This is a genomic window from Salinicola socius, assembly GCF_001937195.1.
In the GTDB taxonomy this organism is placed as follows: domain Bacteria; phylum Pseudomonadota; class Gammaproteobacteria; order Pseudomonadales; family Halomonadaceae; genus Salinicola; species Salinicola socius.
Window position 1 is genome coordinate 13,299 of record NZ_MSDO01000028.1, and the last position, 20,150, is coordinate 33,448.

The 20,150-nt window shown below is 63.2% G+C and carries 16 protein-coding genes and 1 riboswitch; of the genes, 10 read left to right on the forward strand and 6 right to left on the reverse strand.

Features of this window, described 5'->3' with window-relative positions:
* Positions 1 to 33: 33 nt before the first annotated feature.
* Complete coding sequence (locus tag BTW07_RS17290; RefSeq protein ID WP_075571420.1) at positions 34 to 531, reverse strand: 6,7-dimethyl-8-ribityllumazine synthase; 498 nt, start codon at positions 529 to 531, stop codon at positions 34 to 36.
* Positions 532 to 682: 151 nt separating this feature from the next.
* Positions 683 to 847, reverse strand: a riboswitch (FMN riboswitch).
* 148 nt (positions 848 to 995) lie between these two features.
* Between BTW07_RS17290 and BTW07_RS17295 the strand changes: the two genes are divergently transcribed.
* Complete coding sequence (locus BTW07_RS17295; RefSeq protein WP_075571421.1) at positions 996 to 1,982, forward strand: sugar-binding transcriptional regulator; 987 nt, start codon at positions 996 to 998, stop codon at positions 1,980 to 1,982.
* A 166-nt stretch (positions 1,983 to 2,148) separates the two neighbouring features.
* On the opposite strand, the gene tkt is transcribed toward BTW07_RS17295, so the two are convergent.
* The 3 genes from tkt to BTW07_RS17310 form a co-directional block, all read right to left on the reverse strand.
* Complete coding sequence (gene tkt / locus BTW07_RS17300) at positions 2,149 to 4,143, reverse strand: transketolase (protein ID WP_075571422.1); 1,995 nt, start codon at positions 4,141 to 4,143, stop codon at positions 2,149 to 2,151.
* 129 nt (positions 4,144 to 4,272) lie between these two features.
* Positions 4,273 to 5,040 carry a triose-phosphate isomerase family protein gene (locus BTW07_RS17305; protein ID WP_075571423.1) on the reverse strand — a complete coding sequence of 256 codons (768 nt, stop codon included), beginning with the start codon at positions 5,038 to 5,040 and terminating at the stop codon, positions 4,273 to 4,275.
* An 84-nt stretch (positions 5,041 to 5,124) separates the two neighbouring features.
* Positions 5,125 to 6,849, reverse strand: coding sequence for a dihydroxyacetone kinase family protein (locus BTW07_RS17310; protein WP_075571424.1), 1,725 nt, complete (start codon positions 6,847 to 6,849; stop codon positions 5,125 to 5,127).
* Between the two features lie 363 nt (positions 6,850 to 7,212).
* Here BTW07_RS17310 and rpiB point away from each other — a divergent pair, with 363 nt between their 5' ends.
* From rpiB to BTW07_RS17340, 6 genes are all read left to right on the forward strand, one after another.
* The gene (gene rpiB, locus BTW07_RS17315; RefSeq protein WP_075571425.1) at positions 7,213 to 7,674 is read left to right on the forward strand and encodes a ribose 5-phosphate isomerase B; all 462 of its coding nucleotides are present in this window, start codon (positions 7,213 to 7,215) and stop codon (positions 7,672 to 7,674) included.
* A 298-nt stretch (positions 7,675 to 7,972) separates the two neighbouring features.
* Positions 7,973 to 9,085 carry an MDR/zinc-dependent alcohol dehydrogenase-like family protein gene (locus BTW07_RS17320; protein ID WP_075571426.1) on the forward strand — a complete coding sequence of 371 codons (1,113 nt, stop codon included), beginning with the start codon at positions 7,973 to 7,975 and terminating at the stop codon, positions 9,083 to 9,085.
* Positions 9,086 to 9,116: 31 nt separating this feature from the next.
* Positions 9,117 to 9,767 (forward strand): DUF2291 family protein, encoded by a 651-nt coding sequence (locus BTW07_RS17325; RefSeq protein WP_075571427.1) that lies wholly within the window; start codon positions 9,117 to 9,119, stop codon positions 9,765 to 9,767.
* Positions 9,767 to 11,323 (forward strand): sugar ABC transporter ATP-binding protein, encoded by a 1,557-nt coding sequence (locus BTW07_RS17330; RefSeq protein ID WP_075571440.1) that lies wholly within the window; start codon positions 9,767 to 9,769, stop codon positions 11,321 to 11,323. The genes BTW07_RS17325 and BTW07_RS17330 overlap by 1 nt, the downstream gene beginning before the upstream one ends.
* 40 nt (positions 11,324 to 11,363) lie before the next feature.
* Positions 11,364 to 12,533: an ABC transporter permease gene (locus tag BTW07_RS17335; protein WP_075571428.1), complete on the forward strand. Its 1,170-nt coding sequence runs from the start codon at positions 11,364 to 11,366 to the stop codon at positions 12,531 to 12,533.
* 75 nt (positions 12,534 to 12,608) lie between these two features.
* The gene (locus BTW07_RS17340; RefSeq protein WP_075571429.1) at positions 12,609 to 13,565 is read left to right on the forward strand and encodes a D-ribose ABC transporter substrate-binding protein; all 957 of its coding nucleotides are present in this window, start codon (positions 12,609 to 12,611) and stop codon (positions 13,563 to 13,565) included.
* A 94-nt stretch (positions 13,566 to 13,659) separates the two neighbouring features.
* On the opposite strand, the gene BTW07_RS17345 is transcribed toward BTW07_RS17340, so the two are convergent.
* Together BTW07_RS17345 and BTW07_RS17350 are read right to left on the reverse strand one after the other, a co-directional pair.
* On the reverse strand, positions 13,660 to 14,463 hold the full coding sequence (locus BTW07_RS17345; protein WP_075571430.1) for a DeoR/GlpR family DNA-binding transcription regulator: 804 nt from the start codon (positions 14,461 to 14,463) through the stop codon (positions 13,660 to 13,662).
* A complete protein-coding gene (locus BTW07_RS17350; RefSeq protein ID WP_110661490.1) occupies positions 14,460 to 15,566 on the reverse strand; it encodes an alcohol dehydrogenase catalytic domain-containing protein in 1,107 nt (368 codons plus the stop codon). The genes BTW07_RS17345 and BTW07_RS17350 overlap by 4 nt, the downstream gene beginning before the upstream one ends.
* A gap of 281 nt (positions 15,567 to 15,847) precedes the next feature.
* Between BTW07_RS17350 and BTW07_RS17355 the strand changes: the two genes are divergently transcribed.
* Genes BTW07_RS17355 through BTW07_RS17365 form a run of 3 tightly spaced genes read left to right on the forward strand, consistent with a single transcriptional unit; the run spans position 15,848 to position 20,030 of the window.
* Positions 15,848 to 17,410: an FGGY-family carbohydrate kinase gene (locus BTW07_RS17355; protein ID WP_075571431.1), complete on the forward strand. Its 1,563-nt coding sequence runs from the start codon at positions 15,848 to 15,850 to the stop codon at positions 17,408 to 17,410.
* Positions 17,407 to 19,212, forward strand: a complete 1,806-nt coding sequence (locus tag BTW07_RS17360) for a glycerol-3-phosphate dehydrogenase/oxidase (RefSeq protein WP_083942003.1) — start codon at positions 17,407 to 17,409, stop codon at positions 19,210 to 19,212. The genes BTW07_RS17355 and BTW07_RS17360 overlap by 4 nt, the downstream gene beginning before the upstream one ends.
* Positions 19,209 to 20,030: a class I fructose-bisphosphate aldolase gene (locus tag BTW07_RS17365; protein WP_075571432.1), complete on the forward strand. Its 822-nt coding sequence runs from the start codon at positions 19,209 to 19,211 to the stop codon at positions 20,028 to 20,030. The genes BTW07_RS17360 and BTW07_RS17365 overlap by 4 nt, the downstream gene beginning before the upstream one ends.
* The last annotated feature ends 120 nt before the right edge of the window (positions 20,031 to 20,150 follow it).

Below are 20,150 nucleotides of genomic sequence, written 5' to 3' on the forward strand. Positions count from 1 at the left end.
CGTGTTCTTGATTCACAGGCCCCGCGGGCCGGATCAGTCGGCGCTAAGCTTCCGCACCTGATTGAGATTCTCCATCGTCGTCAGACACGCCTCGGCCGCTTCGCGCCCCTTGGTCAGGAAGTGCTGCCGGAAGAACGCGGTATGCGCCTCGTGTTCGTGGAAGTGATGCGGTGTCAGCACGGCGGAGAGCACCGGCACTTCCTGCTCCAATTGCAGCGCCATCAGCGCGTCGATCACGGCGGTGGAGACGAAGTCATGACGGTAGATGCCGCCGTCGACGACGAACCCTGAGGCGACGATCGCCGCGTAGCGGCCGCTCTTCGCCAGCAGCTTGGCCTGCAGCGGGATCTCGAACACGCCGGGAACGGTGAAGGTGTCGACCTGATCGGCGGAGAAGCCGCGTTCGGAGACGGCTTCCAGGAAGGCGGCGTGGCAATTGCCGACGATATCACCGTGCCAGTCGGCGCGGATGAAGGCGATGCGTTGCGACAGCGTCTGGGGGGAGAGCTGCGGCGGATAGGACTGATTCATGGTCGTTTCCTGAACGTTGGTTAACCAGAATCAGGGCTGCGGATCCGCTTGAGGTCGGAGCTGGCGGGTAAGCGTCGATCAATGGTGAAACATCGATAGCGACGGATGAACCGGCCGGATCGTCATTAGGTTTTCAAATCCTAGCAAGGGGAACCGTTCTCTTTCATCCGGACTATCACCGTCGGCTTCGGAATGACACCGAATCTGCTGACCTCGAAGGCGATGCCTTCGAGCGCTCGCGGGCTGAGATGCTGGCGTCTTTCCACGCCGCATCATCACCGCCGGTGGGGACTTTCACCCCGCCCTGAGAACCGACTGCGGCGAACCGCAATCCGCCAATAGTCTACGCCGTTCCTGGCCCGCGAGAAAGCCGGAGTCGAGGGCGCTTGTGGTATCGTTGGGCGGCCGAGCCGAGCCGGATTCGACCTTTCAGAATTCGATTTTCTCAAAACATGGAAGCGTGCATGAACGAGCGCAACGAAAACGCCGATATCGCCCTGATGACGGAAATTGCCACTCTCTATTACACCGAGGGGGAAACGCAGGAGGTCATCGCCAATCGGCTGGGGATCTCTCGCGTCAAGGCGGGGCGGTTGCTCAAGCGTGCGCAGGCAGAAGGTATCGTCGACGTCAGGGTGCGTCAGCATCCCGCCGTCAGTGCGGAAATCGAACAGGCGCTCAAGCGGCGTTTCGGCATCAAGCGCGCCCTGATCGCGCTCGATCATGCCGATTCCGACGGTCAGCGGGCCAACGTGGCGAGCCTGGTGGCCGATCATCTCTCCCGCCAGTTGAGCGAAGGGGCGATCGTCGCCGTCGGTATGGGCCGCAATGTCGGAGCCGTGGCGGACAACGTGTTCGAGCAGGGCCAGCGCCAGTGTTCCTTCGTTTGCGCCATCGGAGGATCGGTGCGGGCCGGGGAGTACATGAATCCCGACCATATCTGCCGGCGCCTGGCGATCAAGTTCGGCGGCGACAGCGAGACGCTCTATGCGCCGGCACTGGTGCAGAATCTCGAGCTGCGCGACGCGATGTACGAAAATCCGACCATTCGCCAGACGCTGGACCGAGCCCGACGCGCCGATCTCGCCCTGATCGGCATCGGCGATCTCAGCGAAAACAGCAACATGGTGCGGATGGGCTGGTTCACGCCGCAGGAGACCGCCGAGGCGCGGCTTTCCGGCACCGTCGGCGACATGATGGGCTACGACTTCATCGACATCTACGGCCGGCCGTCGATGACACCGATGCAGGGCCGCGTCATCGGCCTGACCATCACCGATCTGGCGCGTATTCCCGACGTCATCGCCATCGCCGCCGAGAACACCAAGGCGGCCGGCATTCTCGGGGCGCTACGCACGGGCGTCATCGATACGCTCGCGACCAGCGTCACCAACGCCCATACCATTCTGCGCCTGGATGAAGCGACGCGGGTCGACGACAAACCCGACTAGGTTTTGCCTGACCATCGCTCGATGGCTTTTCCGACCCATCCGGATCGTTGCGGCGCTCGCCCCGGCTGGCAACGAATCCGCCAACGAAAAACGCCCGGCCAGGGCCGGGCGTTTCGATGAGTGCCTGCGTCGGGCGTCGATGGTCAGCCCATCCGAGCCTCGAAGGTCAACCCAGCAGCTTCTCGGCGCGAGCGACGACGTTGTCGACGGTGAAGCCGAAGTGCTTGAACAGATCGCCGGCCTTGCCTGACTCGCCGTAGGTGGTCATGCCGATGACGTCGCCGTCGAGACCGACGTACTTGTACCAGGTCGACGGAATGGCCGCTTCTACCGCCAGACGCGAGCGGACTGCTCTGGGCAGCACGGACTCGCGATAGCTCTCGTCCTGCTCGTCGAAAGCGCTGGTGCAGGGCATGGAAACCACGCGGACTCGCTTGCCCTTGCCTTCGAGCTCCTTGGCGGCATCCATCGCCAGGCCCACCTCGGATCCGGTGGCGATCAGGATCAGTTCAGGCTTGCCACCTTCGGCATCTTTCAGCACGTAGCCGCCGCGACGGATGTTCTTCAACTGAGATTCGTCACGTGACTGCGCCGGTAGGTCCTGACGCGAGAAGATCAGCGCCGTCGGCCCTTTCTCCCGCTTCAGCCCCTCGACCCAGGCCGCCGTGGTTTCGGTGGCATCGCACGGACGCCAGGTCGCCAGGCCCGGCAGGTTACGCAGATCCGCCAGTTGCTCGATAGGCTGGTGTGTCGGGCCGTCTTCGCCCAGGCCGATGGAGTCGTGAGTGAAGACATGGAGGATCCGGGTGTGCGACAGCGCCGACATGCGCACGGCATTGTGCATGTACTCCATGAACACCAGGAAGGTGGCGTCATAAGGAATGAAACCACCATGGGTGGCGATCCCGTTGGCAATCGCTCCCATGCCGAATTCGCGCACGCCGTAGTGCAGATAGCCGCCGTTGAAGTCGTCCTTGGTGATCGCCTTGGCGCCTTTCCACAGCGTCAGGTTGGACGGTGCCAGGTCGGCGCTGCCGCCGAACAGTTCGGGCAGATCCGGCCCCAGTTCATTGAGCACGCCCAGCGACGCCTTGCGGGAGGCGGTGGTCTCGGACTTCTCCTGAGCGGCCTTGATCAGGGCGTCACCGTCGAAGGTGGCCGGCAGTTCGCCGTTGTAGCGGCGCTTGAGCTCCTTGGCGAGTTCCGGATGCGCCTTCTCGTAGGCGGCCAGCTTCTCGTCGTATTCGGCTTCGAGCTTCCGGCCCTTGTCGCGCGCGTCCCATGCCTGATAGTACTCGTCGGGGATCTCGAAGGCCGGGTATTCCCAGCCGAGTTGCTTGCGCGCCGCGGCGACTTCGTCTTCGCCCAGAGCGGCACCGTGGCTCTCTTCCTTGCCGGCCTTGTTGGGCGAGCCGAAGCCGATGACCGTCTTGCACATGATCAGCGACGGCTTGTCGGTCACGCGCTTGGCTTCTTCGATGGCGGCGCTGATCTGTTCCGCATCGTGGCCGTCGACATCGCGGATCACGTGCCAGTGATAGGCTTCGAAACGCTTGCCGGTATCGTCGGTGAACCAGCCTTCGACTTCGCCATCGATCGAGATGCCGTTGTCGTCGTAGAACACGACCAGATTGCCGAGACCGAGCGTGCCGGCCAGCGAGCACGCCTCGTGGCTGATGCCTTCCATCAGGCAGCCGTCGCCCGCGAAGACCCAGACGCGGTGGTCGACGATCTCGTGGCCGTCACGATTGAACTGCGCGGCCAGCGTGCGCTCGGCGATGGCCATGCCGACACCGTTGGCCAGCCCCTGACCCAGCGGACCGGTGGTGGTTTCGATGCCGGCGGTGTAGCCGTGTTCCGGATGACCGGGGGTTTTCGAACCCAACTGACGGAAGTTCTCGAGCTCCTTCATCGGCAGGTCGTATCCGGTCAGATGAAGCAGCGAGTAGTGCAGCATCGAACCGTGACCGTTGGAGAGAATGAAGCGGTCGCGATCTTCCCAATCCGGGTTGGTCGGGTTGTGCTTGAGATGATCGTTCCACAGCACTTCCGCGATATCCGCCATGCCCATCGGCATACCGGGGTGGCCGGAGTTGGCCTTCTGTACCGCGTCCATGGAAAGCGCACGGATGGCGTTGGCTAGCTGACGACGAGATGGCATTGGCTTTCGGATCCCCTAGATCGTATATGGATGATGGCGCGAGACGTGATCTGGCATGCATCGTGACGCATGTGTCTGGCTGGATGCGATCACTCGATTCGATGCGATTGTCTCGTCCGAGGTGAATGATTAGTTGGACGCGAGTTCCGAAGCTTCGTTCACGATCGCCTCGAACGCGGCCGGGTCATGGGCAAACCGTCCCAGGAACAGCCCGTCGACCTGGCCGGCCAGTCGCGTCAACAGGTCCGGACCGGCGCTGCCGCCATAGATCACGCTGGCCTGCGATTGCGCCCCCAGATACTGGCGCAACCCTCGGCAGACCGCTGCAATATGCGCAAGCGACGCCGGTTGTGCGGCACCGATCGCCCAGTGTGGCTCGTAGGCAATCACCACGGGCTGCTGTCGCTGCGCCGCTGTCGCCAGTGCCAGGGCCGAATCGATCTGTCCGCGACATTCGGCAACGGCGTCGGCCGGATCGCCGCGATCCGCTTCGCCGATACAGAGCACCGGCACCAGACGATGCGACAATGCGACCTGCGTCTTGGCGGCAATGATGGCGTCATCCTCACCGAACAGGCGTCGCCGTTCGGCATGGCCGATCTCCACGAAGCGGCAGCCCATTTCAGCCAGCATGGCCCCACTCACTTCGCCAGTATAAGCACCGTTAGGCGACTGATACAGGTTTTGCCCCCCGACGCCAATGGGCGTGTCGGCAAAGCAGTCGAGTACCGGGGGCAGCGCGGGGAAACTCGGCAGCACGAACAGCGACACCCTGCCGTCCAGGACGGCAGGGTGATGGACGAGGTTATCGGCGATCTGGCGACACCAGTCCACCGTCTGGGCATAGCCGAAGTACATCTTGAAGCTGATGCCCAGCGTAACGGAACGTTTTGCCATGATGTTCTCGTGTGGATCATTCACTCGGTATGGGCCCAGGCGGCCCTGTCCGGCGCATTGTCGCCAAGTCTGTTGCCGCGCGGCTCATTGCCGATCGATGACGCCCTGGACGGCGGCGACGATCATCGACAGCGAGACGGCGCCCGGGTCGGGTGTGCCCAGACTCTTCTCCGCCAGCGGGCGCGCGCGCCCCAATTTTGGCTTCAGCTCGGCCGTGGCCTGGGCGGCATTGGCGGCCGCGTCGACGGCCTTGCGCCACGCGTCCGAAAAATCGTCTCCGGCGGCGAGGGCGCGTTCCAGCGTCTCACTGAATGGCACCAGCGCATCGACCAGGGTCTTGTCGCCCAGCTTGGCCTTGCCGAACGTCATGACGTCGTCCCGGGCCTTGCTGATGCCGCTTGCGTAGTGCGCCGGCGTCGGCTCGTCTTCATCTCCGAGGGTCACGCTCAGCGCGTTGAGCATGACACCCCAGATGGCGCCGGAGGTTCCACCGGCGCGGTCTGCCCACGCCTCTGCGGCCAAGCGTAGCAGAGTGCCGGCGCCCGCGTTGCGGCTGACGGCGTCCTCGGCAGCCAGTTCGGCGGCGACGACACCGCGCTGCATGCCGATGCCGTGGTCGCCGTCGCCGGCGATGGCATCCAGACGGCCGAGTTCTTCGACGTTCTGGTCGATGATCTTGCGCGTCGCGCTCAAGGCCTGATAGACGCGTCGGGCGGCGGCAATCGACACCTCGCTCGCCGGGGGGATGGCATCGACATCGGGGATGTCGAGCTGGGAGCGATCGACGGGGGGCGCAGCCTCGAGACTACCCTTGCGGTAGGCAGGGGCATCCGCCGGCGCCTGCCATAGACGCTCCAGTTCGTCGTCGAGCCAGAACAGCGTCAACGAGGCGCCTGCCATGTCGAGACTGGTCACCAGTTCACCCACTTCCGGCTCGACGATTTCAAGTCCGGCATCGCCGAGGAGTTGGTGAACCCGGCGATAGACCACGAACAGCTCTTCGTACTTGATCGAACCCAGGCCGTTGAGCAGCACCGAGACCCTGGCGCCTCTGGCGCTGTCGATGCCGTCGGGAATCTCCTCGAGCAGATGCGAGACAAGCAGTTCCGCCAGGGCATCGGCGGAGGGCACCTCCTGCTCGCTGATGCCCGGTTCGCCGTGAATACCCAGGCCAACCGCCATCTTGCCCGAAGGCACATGGAACAGCGCATCCTTCGCGCCCGGCAAGGTACAGCCATCGAACGCGACGCCCATCGAGCGCGTGCGGAAATTGGCGGCGCGCGAGACACGAACGACCTCTTCGAGCGAATAGCCCGCCTCCGCGGCCGCCGCCGCAATCTTGAACACGGTCAAGTCGCCGGCGATGCCGCGCCGCTTGTGAATTTCATCCTGACTGGCGCTGGAAACGTCGTCGATGACGGCGACGATCTCGCAGGGAATGCCTTCGCGAATCAGGCGTTCCCGTGCCTGACCGAAGTGGAGCACGTCACCGGCGTAATTGCCGAAGCTGAGCAGGACGCCAGCACCGTTGTTGGCGGCCTTGCAGACGTTGTAGACCTGCTGGGCCGACGGGGAGGCGAACAGGTTGCCCATCACCGCGCCGTGGGCCAGACCCTGGCCGACCAGCCCAGCGAAAGCGGGATAGTGGCCCGACCCGCCACCGATGACCACGGCGACGGTATTGGGTTCGCTGCGGGTACTGCGGATCACCCCGCCGGGCACCTGGCAGACACGTTGGGCATGGGCAGCGACAAATCCTTCGGTGGCTTCGTCGACGAAATTTACAGGATCGTTGTAGAGACGTGTCATGGCCGACGCTCCGGGCGGTTGGGTGGATATCGGCCTGGACGGTTGATGAGGATCCGATCGCTTCAGCCGATGAAAAAATGATCTTGTGGTGCGCATTTGGATATGAAGGGCTTCGAGAGATCATCATAACGAGAGCAGAACCGCGCGATATGAGACTTTGGTGGCGATGGTCAAGGGCCAATAGCACTCGGTAAGGAGTCGGATTCCCCGGGGTGAGTGGCTTTTACCGTCGTATAGCCTCGTTTTTTGGCGCTTCCGGTCGCGACCTTTTGCTCATATGAAGGAATGTTGTTCATATGAGCGGTGTATGGCTATGATGTGTCGGTCGGCTATCGACGCCATTGACAGCACGGGAGGTGAGTGATGGCACAGAAGTGGCGAGTGGCGCTGGGGTGTGATGAAGCGGCGTATGACATGAAGGAGGCCATGATCGAGCACGTCAGGTCGCTGGGGCACGAAGTCGAGGATTTCGGCACTCACGATGCGAAGCCCGTGCTCTATCCGGATATCGCGATCAAGGTCGCGGAAGCCGTTGCGGAGGGTCGCCATGATCGCGGGATCCTGATGTGTGGCACCGGTATCGGCGTGGCGATTTCCGCCAACAAGGTGCCGGGCATTCGTGCCGCGCAGGCCCACGACACCTACTCGGCCGAGCGTGCGCGCAAGAGCAATGATGCCCAGATCGTCACCATGGGGGCGCGCGTGATCGGCATCGAATTGGCCAAGACGATTGTCGAGGCTTTCCTTGGCAGCGAGTTCGAGTCGGGTGGTCGATCTCAACCCAAGGTGGATCGGATCGAGGCCTACGAACAGAGTCACCGTTGAGCCGATGTCCTGCTGTCCAAGGCGCCAATTCGGCGCCTTTTTTATTGGTATTGATCATATGATCATTAATCTGTTCTTTAGGTCGTCTTGCGGCATCAATTTCGTCTTGAGGCGTATAAAAAACAATCAATGACTTTAGTCTCAACCGATCCTTAGTTTTTTCTATAAGCTTTTGAATTTAAAAAATAAAAAAATGCTATGGCTAAAGTCTTAGAAGTTTGTCTATTGATGTCTTGAGGGGATTGGGGCTAAAAACATATGACCGAAGTTTGATCATGTGTTTTTACGGGAGGCCCTTATGAGCGAGTCCACCGCGGCATCCACGCAGCCAAGCCCCGCTGGCGATATTCCCAAGACGATGAAGGCGGTGGTCGCCTATGCGCCCAACGATTATCGCTACGAGGAAGTGCCGGTCCCCGAGATCGACGCCAAGGAGATCCTGGTCAAGGTCGAGGGATGTGGCATCTGCGCGGGGGATATCAAGTCCTACGACGGCGCGCCGAGTTTCTGGGGCGACGAGACGCAGCCCGCCTATATCAAGGCGCCGATGATCCCGGGGCACGAGTTCATCGGGCGGGTGGTCAAGGTTGGCGCCGAGGTCGAGGGATATGCGGTCGGCGACCGCGTGATCTCCGAGCAGATCGTGCCGTGCTGGAACTGTCGTTTCTGCGGTCGCGGCCAGTATTGGATGTGCGAGAAGCACGATCTCTACGGCTTCCAGAACAACGTCAACGGCGGCATGGCCGAGTACATGAAGTTCACCAAGGAGGCGATCAACTACCACGTCCCCGAGGAGCTGCCGCTGGAGAAGGCGATCCTGATCGAGCCTTATGCCTGCTCGCTGCATGCGGTGCAGCGCGCCAGAATCGAGCTGGGCGATGTGGTGGTGCTTTCCGGTGCCGGCACGCTGGGGCTCGGCATGGTCGGCGCAGCCAAGAAAGCGGGCGCGGAGAAATTGATCGTGCTCGACCTGTTCGACGAGCGTCTGGAGCTGGCCAAGAAGTTCGGCGCCGACCTGACCCTCAACCCCAGGCGCGACGACGTGGTCTCGATCATCAAGGAGATGACCGAGGGCTACGGCTGCGATGTCTATATCGAGGCGACCGGGCATCCCAAGTCGGTCGAGCAGGGGCTGTCGATGATTCGCAAGCTGGGGCGCTTCGTCGAGTTCAGCGTGTTCAAGGATCCGGTCAGCGTTGACTGGAGCATCATCTCCGACCGCAAGGAGCTCGACGTGCTGGGCTCCCACCTCGGCCCGTACTGTTATCCGCTGGTCATCGAGGGGATCCGCAACGGCGATTTCCCGACCGAAGGGGTGGTGACTCACAAGCTGCCGCTGGAGAAGTACGAGGAAGGGTTCGAGCTGATGAAGAGCGGTTCGAAGTCCTTGAAGATCGTGCTGATCCCTTGAGTCGACAGGTTTGCAAAAGAGGACGCTTTTCATGAGTGCAGCAGTTGCCAGTCGGCCAGCGGCGCCGAACAAGCTGAAGGGACGTCTGATCATCGGTGCCTGCGTGGTCGTAGTGCTGGCCATAATGGCCTGGGATACCAAGGTGGTCGAGATCGGCTCGGAGGCGGCGCTCGAGGGTGGCTTCTCGGCGGACACCTACGGTGGCGAGCATTTTCCCGACATCCAGGCCAGCGTCGAAGAGCGTGCGGTCGAGGCCAGTGAGCTGGCATCGGCCGTTCTCGATGACTCCACTGCGGCGGGACAGAAGTACGGCATTGGTGAAGGCTTCGGGCCGGTGGTGCCGGTCACGTTCACCGGCACTTTCGGCGAGGCCCGTTCCGGCATCTATCCGGTCACGGTGGACGGCGTGTCCGACGACATCACCATTCGCGTGCAGACCGGCCCGGCGATCAACGGCACCGACCTGCGCGATGCTACCGGCGAGATATCGTTCGGCGAGTTCACCAACCAGATCGAGTATCAGAATGCGGGAGCGTCGATCAATGACGCCATGAAGCAGGCGGTGCTGGCGGATATCGATACTGCCAATCTGAGCGGCAAGAGCGTCGGCGTGACCGGCGTGTTCAAGTTGATCAATCCCAAGAACTGGCTGGTGACGCCCGTCAGTCTGGAGGTGGAATGATGCCCTCATCTCCCATCCAGCCTGCGCCTGCCAGCGAACCCGCCGACGACATCGTGCTGTCGGCGCGGGATGTCGCCAAGTCGTTCGGTAGCGTGCATGCGCTCAAGACCGTCAACTTCGACGTCTATCGCGGTCAGGTGACCACGCTGTTCGGCGAGAACGGCGCCGGCAAGTCGACGTTGATGAAAATCCTCTCCGGCGTGATGCAGCCGACCTCCGGCGAGATCCTGCTGGAAGGCGAGCCGGTGCGCTTCGCCTCGACCACCGACGCCCAGCGCCTGGGGATATCGATCATCCATCAGGAACTCAGTCTGGCGCCCAACCTCAGCGTTCGCGACAACATCTTCATGGGGCGCGAGCTGAAGGGGGCGATGGGTATCGACTACGCCGAGGAGGCGCGTCAGACCCGTGCCTTGATGGAAGAACTCGACGAGCCGATCGATCCGTTGACCCCGGTCGAGGATTTGCGCCTGGGCCAGCAGCAGATCGTCGAGATCGCCCGCGCGCTATCGGTCAATTCGCGCATTCTGATCATGGACGAGCCGACCTCGGCGCTGTCGGCGACCGAAGTCGAAGTGCTGTTCCGGGTGATTCGCGATCTCAAGAGTCGCGGGGTGTCGATCGTCTATATCTCTCACCATCTGGAAGAGGCGCTGCTGATCACCGATCACGCGGTCGTGCTGCGCGACGGCGTGATGACGGCCGACGCCAGGCGCGCGGATATCGATCTGGAGTGGATCGTGCGCAACATGGTCGGCGAGAACTTCGATCTGGGCTCGCCGCCGACCGGTCACGCCCTGGGCGAGGTGGCGCTATCGCTGGACGACGTCAGCATCGCCGATGTCGCCGTGCCGGAGCGCTCGGTGGTCGATCATCTGTCGCTGGACGTGCGTGCCGGCGAGATCGTCTGCATCTACGGGTTGATGGGCGCGGGGCGAACCGAGCTGCTCGAGTGCGTGGCCGGTCGCGTGCCGCTGAGCGGTGGGCGGGTGGTGCTGGAGGGCGAGGACGTCTCGCACCTGAGTATCGCCGATCGCATCGCCAAGGGGCTGGTGCTGGTGCCGGAAGATCGCCAGCGCGATGGCCTGGTTCAGACCATGTCGGTGGGCGAGAACCTGTCGCTGGCCAGCATCAAGGCGTTCACCCGCTGGTTGCTGACCTCGGGCCCGCGGGAACGCGGCGTGGTGGATGAGTCGATCGCCAGCGTGCATATCAAGACGGATGGCCCCAAAGCCGAAATCGGATCGCTCTCCGGTGGTAACCAGCAGAAGGTGGTCATCGGCAAGATGCTGGCGACCCATCCGCGGGTCGTCGTTCTCGACGAGCCGAGTCGCGGTATCGATATCGGCGCCAAGGCCGAGGTGTTCAAACTGCTGGCGGAAGGCGCATCCCGACAGGGCCTGGCGGTGATCTTCTCCACTTCCGAAGTCGGCGAATGCCTGAGCATCGCACACCGCATCGTGGTGATGAGTCGCGGACGTATCGCGGCCGAATTCGGCGCCGACGCTTCCAAGGAGCAGATCATGGCGGCCTCCGGCGAAGCCGTGGTCGCCTGACAAGAACACGTTAGCGCCTTTTCTCGAACGGAGTTTTGATATGTCCAAACACAGCCAAGCGGCAGAGCGCCAACGGGGTGGCTTCGATCTGGGGCGCCTGCTGCTCGAGGGGCGAGCCTTTTTCGCCCTGATCGCGATCATCATCATCTTTTCGGCGCTGTCACCGGTCTATTTCTCGACCGGTAATTTTCTGACCATGTCGTCCCACGTGGCGATCTTCGGGTTGCTGTCGATCGGCATGCTGCTGGTCATTCTCACCGGCGGTATCGATCTGTCGGTGGGCTCGACGCTGGGACTGTGCGGGGTGGTCGCGGGCTTTCTGATGCAGGGCGTGACCTTCGACATGTTCGGCGTCACGCTCTATCCGCCGGTGTGGGTGGTGGTAATCCTGACCTGCGCGGTCGGCGCGTTCATCGGCGCCATCAATGGCGTACTGATCGCCTACTTCAAGGTACCGGCCTTCGTCGCGACGCTGGGTCTGCTCTATGTCGCCCGAGGCGTGGCGCTGCTGATGACCGATGGTCTGACCTACAACAATCTCGGAGGCAGCCCGGAGCTTGGCAACACCGGCTTCGACTGGCTCGGCTTCAACCGTCTGTTCGGCGTACCGGTGGGCGTGTTGATTCTGGCAGCAGTGGCGGTCATCACCATTCTGGCTCTGGCGCGCACCCCTTTCGGGCGCTGGGTCTACTCGACGGGCGGCAATGCGCGTGCCGCCGAGCTCTCCGGCGTGCCGGTCAAGCGGGTCCAGGTCTCTGTCTACGTGCTTTCTGGCATCTGCGCGGCCATCGCGGGCCTCGTGCTCTCTTCTCAGTTGACGTCGGCCGGCCCGACGGCGGGTACCACCTACGAGCTGACCGCCATCGCGGGTGTCGTGATCGGCGGTGCCGCACTGACCGGTGGTCGTGGCAACGTGCGCGGCACGCTGCTCGGGGCGTTCGTGATCGGCTTCCTCTCCGATGGCCTCGTCATCATCGGTGTCTCTTCCTACTGGCAGACCGTGTTCACAGGCGCCGTGATCGTGCTGGCGGTGCTGCTCAACAGCATTCAGTACAGCGGGCGCAAGAAACGCGCCGGCAAATTGTCCGAGCCTACGTCTCCAGAGCCAAAGACGCCCCAGCCCCCCTCTTCTCCAGCCTCGAACGCCGACGCTGAACGCGTGACGACCGGGGCGGAAAGTCCCGCCGGCAAGCCGGCAACACAGCATTGATCCGTGCGTCTCGATCAACGCGAGCTAGAGCACAACACGTTAGACCAACACAACCGCAAAAAAGGGTGATCCATCATGTTCAAGACAGGAAAGCGCCTGCTGATCGCAGCCCTCGCCGTGAGTGCGCCGTTACTCGCCGGAAGTGCCATGGCGCAGGACAAGGGGCTGATCTCGATCATCGTCAACGATACCTCCAACCCTTACTGGTTCACGGAAGGCAAGATCGCCCGTGAAACCGCCGAGGAGTTGGGGTACGAGGCCAATGTCAGTGCCCACAAGGGCGATACCAATACGGAAAGTCGACAAATCGATACCGCGATCACCAACCAGGCCAAGGCGATCATTCTCGACCCTGCCAACGCCGACGGATCGGTCGGCGCGGTGCGCAAGGCCGTCGATGCCGGCATTCCGGTATTCCTGGTCAACGCCGAGATCAATGAGCAGGGCCTGGCCAAGGCGCAATTGGTGTCCAACAATGCGCAGGGGGCGGCAATGGGCGCCCAGCAGTGGGTTCAGTCGGTCGGCGACTCGGCCAATTACGTCGAGTTGAAAGGCGCTCCGTCGGACAACAACGCGGCGACCCGCTCCAACGGCTACGAAACCGTGCTGAGTCAGTATCCGGATCTCAAGAAGGTCGGCGAGGACGTTGCCAACTGGGATCGCACCCAAGGGTTCAACAAGATGCAGAGCCTGCTGCAGGCCAACCCGGATATCCAGGGCGTGATCAGCGGCAACGACGAGATGGCATTGGGCGCGATTGCGGCCCTCAAGGAAGCCGGCAAGCTGAAGGATATCGTCGTCGGTGGTTTCGACGGTTCGCCCGATGCGGTCGATGCGATCAAGGCCGGTGAATTGGCGTATACCGTGCTGCAGCCGGTAGCGATCTTTTCCGAAGACGCCGTACGCATGGCAGACAAGTTCATCACTTCAGGTGAAACCGGGCTCGGCGGCGAGAAGAAACTCTACGATTGCATCCTCATCACGCCGGACAATGTCGATCAGTACACCTCTGCGTTCGTCATGGAGCAGTGATCCTCCGAAACCGGGTTGAGGACGACCGACCGCCGCGGGCTAAGGCTCGCGGCGGTTTCGTTGGGGGGCAGTCGATGACGTTTCGCCGATCAGATTAGATAGCGATCAACCGATACCGAATTTCGGCATCATCCAGTACCTGGCGATGCTCGTCCGTCAGGCCCGCATCGATCAGGACCAGGTCGAATTCGCCCAGGTCGGCCAGCCGATGCAATGCGCCGTGGCCGAACTTGGCGCTGTGGACGAGCAGTATCCGGCGCTCTGCCGCCGCCATCTGTGCGCGCTTGATCTGGGTCACTGCGGGGTCCTGCACGTAAGCCGTGGTGCCGAGGATGGCCGATGCGGAAAGCACCGCGACGTTGGCCCGCAGGTTGGCGAGCGTTTGCTCGCACAGCAGGCCGAACGTTGCGTTGAAGCGCGGCTGGTAATCCCCGCCCAGGGTGATCAGCTTGATGCCGCTGGCGGCCTTGAGCCGTTCGATGCTCTCCAGACTATTGGTGATGACGGTCAACGGCTCACGGCTGGGCAGCAGTGAAGCCAATTCGGCAGCCGTCGTGGAGTCGTCCAGCATCACCGCTTCGCCGGACGCGATCTCCTCCAGCGCCGCACGGGCCAGCGCCTGCTTTTCCCGCGTGGCGATATGCGAACGCAGCGCGAAGTTGCTTTCGAACACGCTGGAGGAGCGAGTGGTGACCCCGCCATGCTGCTTGTTGACCATGCCCTGGTCGGAGAGGGCGTCGAGATCGCGATGTACCGTCATCCGGCTGACGCCGAAGCGCTCGGCCAGCTCGTCGACCTGGGCCGAGCCGGCCTGAATGATGTAGTCCAGCATCGCCTGGCGGCGTGCTGTTGCGCCCCTTGTCGCGGTGCGAGGCGGTACGGCTTCGAGCGAGCTCATGACGCGCCCGTCGTCAGCACGACCTTGATCGAGTCGCGCTGGGCGGCGATCTCGAAGCCTCGCTCGAAATCGGCCAGCGGAACGTGATGGGTGACGATGCCGCGGGTCGTCACCAACCCGCGAGCGAGCAGGTCGATCGCCACCGGATACGTGTGCGGTGATAGGTGCGAGCCGCGAATATCCAGCTCCTTGCGATCACCGATCGTCGACCAGTCGACGGTAGTGGGTTCCTTGAACACGCTGAACTCGACGAAACGGCCCAGCTTGCGTAGCGATTCCAGGCCCTGGACTACGCCGCTCGATGAACCGGTGGCGTCGATATAGACCTCGCAGCCGTAACCGCCGGTGAGAGCACGTATCTCCTTGGCGATATCGTCGCGATGCGGAGTGAAGCCGTGATCGGCGCCGTAGTCGCGAGCCAGATCCAGGCGGTCGTCATGAGTGTCGACCAGAATCAGCTGTCTGGGCGTCTTGAGCCTGGCGAGCTGAACCATGGCCAGGCCGATCGGGCCGCCGCCGGCGATCACCACGGTATCGTCGAACTGGATCTCGGCGCGATTGACCGCATGGATACCGCAGGCCAGCGGCTCGAGGAAGGCGGCGTCCTCGACGCTCAGGCGAGGATCGACCCTATGCAGCACCGCGTTGGCCGGCACGCGCAGGTATTCCGCCATGCCGCCATCGGCGACGCCACCCTGAAAGCCGAAGATGTTGTGCACCTCGCACATCCAGTAGTGGCCGCGCTGACAATAGAAGCACTGTCGGCAGGGCAGAATCTGCTCCGGCACCACCCGATCGCCCAGCGAGACGCCAAAACGCTCGGCAGCCTCTTCGCCCAGCGCGACCACCTCGCCGGCGAATTCGTGGCCGACGATCATTGGCGGCTTCACGAAAGGCGCGAAGCGGTCGCCGTCGCCCCAGTACATCGCGGCTCCGTCGCGGCATTTGAGATCGCTCGAACAGATGCCGCAGGCCTGGATCCTGAGGATCAGCTCGCCCTGGCCGGGCCTGGGCGTCGGCGCGCGTTCGAGGCGATAGTCGCCGGGCCCGCGACAGACCACGGCCTGCATGCTGTCGGGAAGAGACACTCGAGAATCGGGCATGAGCTACCTCGGCGGTGACATGTTGGGATAACTGAAGCGAGTGCCAATTAAATAACATCAAAAAGTGATGATTTGCCGTATGACTTTGGTCTTGAAGAGGATTTACCTTTTAGCGATAAACTTTAATTGATTGAAATTAAAATAATATCTGTTGTCAGCGGTGATGTTTAACACCAACGTCTAACGTCGCTCGATCACAAAAGAGTGTTAGAAATGGCGGCATGAAGCGTTCATTCCGTACCTTTTCGGCGGTGCGGGGATGCGATTGACGGGAGACAGCCATGTCACGCGGTTATCTGCTGGGGCTCGACGGAGGCTCCAGTTCCACCAAAGCGGTGATTTTCGATACCGACGGCAATGTCGTGGGCATCGGGCGGGAGGCGTCCCGGCTCGAGCATCCTCAGGCACACTGGGTCGAACGTGACATGAATGCCACCTGGGCAAGTGCCGCTCAGGCGATACGCGCTGCGCTGGCCGCTGCCAACGTGGATGGCAGCGAGATTGTGGCGATCGGCGTCACGGCGCACGGCGATGGGCTCTATCCGCTCGATCGGAAAGGCGAGCCGCTCGGCCAAGCCATCACCTCGCTCGATAGCCGCGCGGCGGGCATCGTCGAACGCTGGTGTCGAGAAGGCGTGCGTGACGAGGCGCTGGCGCGGATCGGACAGATGCCTTTTGCCTTCTCGCCGGTGACCTTGCTGGCATGGATGCAGGAACATCAACCCGAACGGTTGTCCGCGCTCGGCCACGTGCTGACCTGCAAGGACTGGCTGCGATTCAAGCTGACCGGCGAGGTTGCCACCGACTTCACCGAGGCCAGCACCGGCTATACCGATGTGAACACGCAGCGTTATAGCCGGGAGGCGCTGTCGATGCTGGGTATCGATAGTGTCTTCGACACGCTGCCGGCTGTCCGCATGCCCGACGAGATTGCCGGCCATGTCAGCATGGCGGCTGCGCGCGCCACCGGCCTCAAAGCCGGTACGCCGGTGGCGGCGGGGCTTCACGATGTCACGGCCAGCGCGGTGGGGTTGGGAAATGTCGAGTCGGATACCCTGACCATCGCAGCCGGCACCTTCAGCATCAACGAGGTCTTCTCCGACGCGCCGAAGCCCGACTCGCGCTGGGCCACGCGCAACGGACTGCGCCCTGGCCAATGGCTCAACATGGCGATTTCACCGGCTTCCTCGAGCAATCTCGAATGGTTTCATCGCCAATGGGGGCGGGCCGGCGACGGCGATACCGGTGCCTTTTTCGCCGAGATGGAAGCATCGCTGGACGCCGCGTTCCAAAGCCCGTCTCGACTGGTCTATCACCCGTTCCTTTACGGCTCACCCTATGACGAACCCGCCAGCGCCGGGCTGTTCGGGCTGCAGGGCTGGCATGATCGCGGCCATGTACTCCGCGCGATTCTGGAAGGCGTGGTGTTCAATCATCGCGTCCATGTCGATGCGCTGGCGTCGACTTTCCCCATCGACCGCGTGCGCATCACCGGCGGCGGCAGTCACTCGCCGCGGCTGGCGCAGCTCTTCTCCGATTCGCTCGGCCGGCCGCTGGAGACGTCCCGTATCCAGGAAGCGGCCGCCTGGGGTGCCGCCATCTGCGCGGGGGTGGCGGCCGAGGTGTTTCCCGCCATTGCGTCAGCTACACCGCTTTGCGAGATCGACCATCGCTATACACCCGAGGCCCGGCGCCAGGCCGAGTGCCAGCGGGGCTTCGAACGTTACCAGCGGTTGGTGGAGTGCCTGCGTCCGCTGTGGGCGACGCTCGATGCCGACGCGCCGCCGTTGGCATCGCCGGCAGTCGAACCTCAACCCAGTCCAACGGCGGGAGCCGCACGATGACCGAATCTCTGAATCCACCACCGCTGACGCGTCAGCAGACGCTGGAACGACTGCGGGCCGATCCGGCGGTCTCGGTGCTGATCATCGGCGCCGGCATCAACGGTGCCGGCCTGTTTCGCGATCTGGCGTTGCAGGGTGTCGATACGCTGATCGTCGACAAGCAGGACTTCTGTGCCGGGGCCAGCGCGGCGCCTTCGCGACTGATTCACGGCGGCCTCAAGTATCTGGAGACCGGGGAGTTCCGCCTGGTGGCGCAGTCGACCCGCGAGCGTAATCTGCTGCTGCGCAACGCGCCGCACGTGGTGCATCCGCTGCGCACCGCGATGCCGACGCACAGCTGGTGGGGGGGCATCTGGCCGTCGATCCAGCGGTTCTTTCGTCGCCCGGCGAAGATCGACGACCGCGGCATCCTGATCAGTGAAGTCGGGCTGACGCTCTATGACTTCTTCGGTCGCCACTTTCGCAGCATGCCGCGTCATTCGCTGATGCTGGGGCGCCGGGTGCGGGAATCGCTGCCGGACATTCGCCGCGACGTTCGTGCGCTTCACACCTACTACGATGCCGCGATCAGCCAGGCCGAACGCCTCGGCTACGAGCTGATCGACGATGGCTGCCGGACCCATCGCGGGGCGATGGCACTCAACCATGTGACCCTGACCGGTGGCGAAGGCGGAGCGGTGAGTTTCAACGATGAAGACGGCAACGCTTTCACGGTCCGCCCCCAGCTCATCGTCAACGCCGGCGGCGCCTGGATCGATGAGATCAACCGTCGGTTGGGGCGCGGAACGCAGCACATCGGTGGTACCAAGGGCGGCCATCTGATCGTCGATGTGCCGATCCTTCGGGATCAGCTCGACGGGCGGATGATCTATTTCGGCACCCCGGATGGTCGCATCTGCCTGATCTATCCGTTCATGAATCACGTACTGGTCGGCGCCACCGACATTCGTTGCCCCGATCCGGACCAGGCCGTCTGCGAGGATGCCGAACGCGACTACATGCTCGAGGCGGTGCGCTATCTGTTCCCCGACGTGCCGATCGGACCGGATCAGGTGCGTTATCGCTATAGCGGGGTGCGTCCGCTCCCGCGCAGCGACGCCGCCGATCCGGGCCAGATCAGCCGAGATCACGCCATCGTCGAGGATCGCATCCAGGATTGGCCGGTGCTGTCGCTGGTCGGCGGCAAATGGACCACATTTCGCGGGTTTGCCGAGGAGGTCGCCGACGACGTGCTTGCCAGGCTCGGCTGCCGACGCGAGATCGATACCCGCGAGCTGGCGATCGGAGGCGGGAAGGATTACCCCCGCGATGCGATATCGCGGGAGGCCTGGCTTGCGCGGGTAACCGCGCTCTGCGACGGCGACCGGCATCGGGCGATCACCCTGTTGAGCCGCTATGGCACTCGAGGCGAAGCGGTAGGGCGGCACTGCGCGAGGATGAGCGCTGATGGTGTCTGTCGTCAGCGCCCGCTGAATTCGATGACGGATTATCGTGTCGGGGAGATCGATTTCGTCTGCCGCTTCGAGCGCGTCGAGCATCTGGCAGACGTGCTGTTCCGTCGTCTGCCGATTGCGCTCTCCGGGCAACTGGACGGCGTCGTGGTCGAGGAGGTCGCATCGCATTGCCGAAGGGCCCTGGAATGGTCCGAATCACGCTGCCGGGACGAAATCGAGGCGGTGCGAGAGGTGGCCCTGCGGGCGCATGGCGTTTCGCTCGCGCCAATTTGCGGGGAGCCGCCGGAGGCTGTCGCGGCTGCCACTGAAGACCCGGGAACGTCCTCTGCCCAGGAGATCACACCATGACGACCGTCTTTTCTGCCAGCGGCTTGCGCACCGGACGGCTGTTTCGCCGCGAGACCGGATCGAGCTGCATGGTGGCGTTCGATCGTACGCTGCTGGCGGGACCTGTGGAGCATGCCATCGATGCGCGTCGGACCTGCGAGGCGATCGTCGCGGCCGGTCCGGAAGCGGTGCTGTTGTCGCCCGGCATGCTCAAGTCTTGCGCTGACCTGTTCGCCGACAGCCGCGCGCCCAAAGTGGTGCTTCGGATCGACTATCCGATGGTGGGCGACTTCACGCTGGCGGGAGAGGAGTATCACCGCATGATCGCAACGCCCGCCCAGGCGCAGGCGATGGGGGCGGACGCGGTAGTGATGTGTCTGATTTCCGGTTACGACGACCCCGGGCGCGAAGCCGACAACCTTCGGGCGGTAGCGGAGACCGCCCGCCAGTGCGAGGCGATCGGACTGCCACTGATCGTCGAGGCGGTGGTGTGGGGGCACCGTGAGCAAGGGCGCGAAGACGGTCGTCTCGATGGCGAGCGCATCGCGCGGGTGGCGAGGATCGGCGCCGAGCTGGGAGCCGATCTGATCAAGGCGCAGTTCACCGGCGACCCTCGGGACATGCAGGGCCTCGTACAGAGCTGTCCGGTTCCGGTACTCGTCCTGGGTGGGTCGGCGATGAACGACGACGAGGCGCTGGCGTGTTTCACCCGGGATGCACTGGATAACGGCGCACGGGGCGTGATTTTCGGCCGCAATGCCTGGCAGCGGGAGAATGCCACGGCGGGTATCGAGCGGCTGGTCGATATCGTGCACGGTACCGGTAGCCCTCGCCGCTAGCCCTCGCCGCTAGCCCTCGCCGCTAGCCCTCGCCGCTAGCCCTCGCCGCTAGCCCTCGCCGCTAGCCCTCGCCGCTAGCCCTCGCCGCTAGCCCTCGATAGCACCGGTCAATCATCCGCG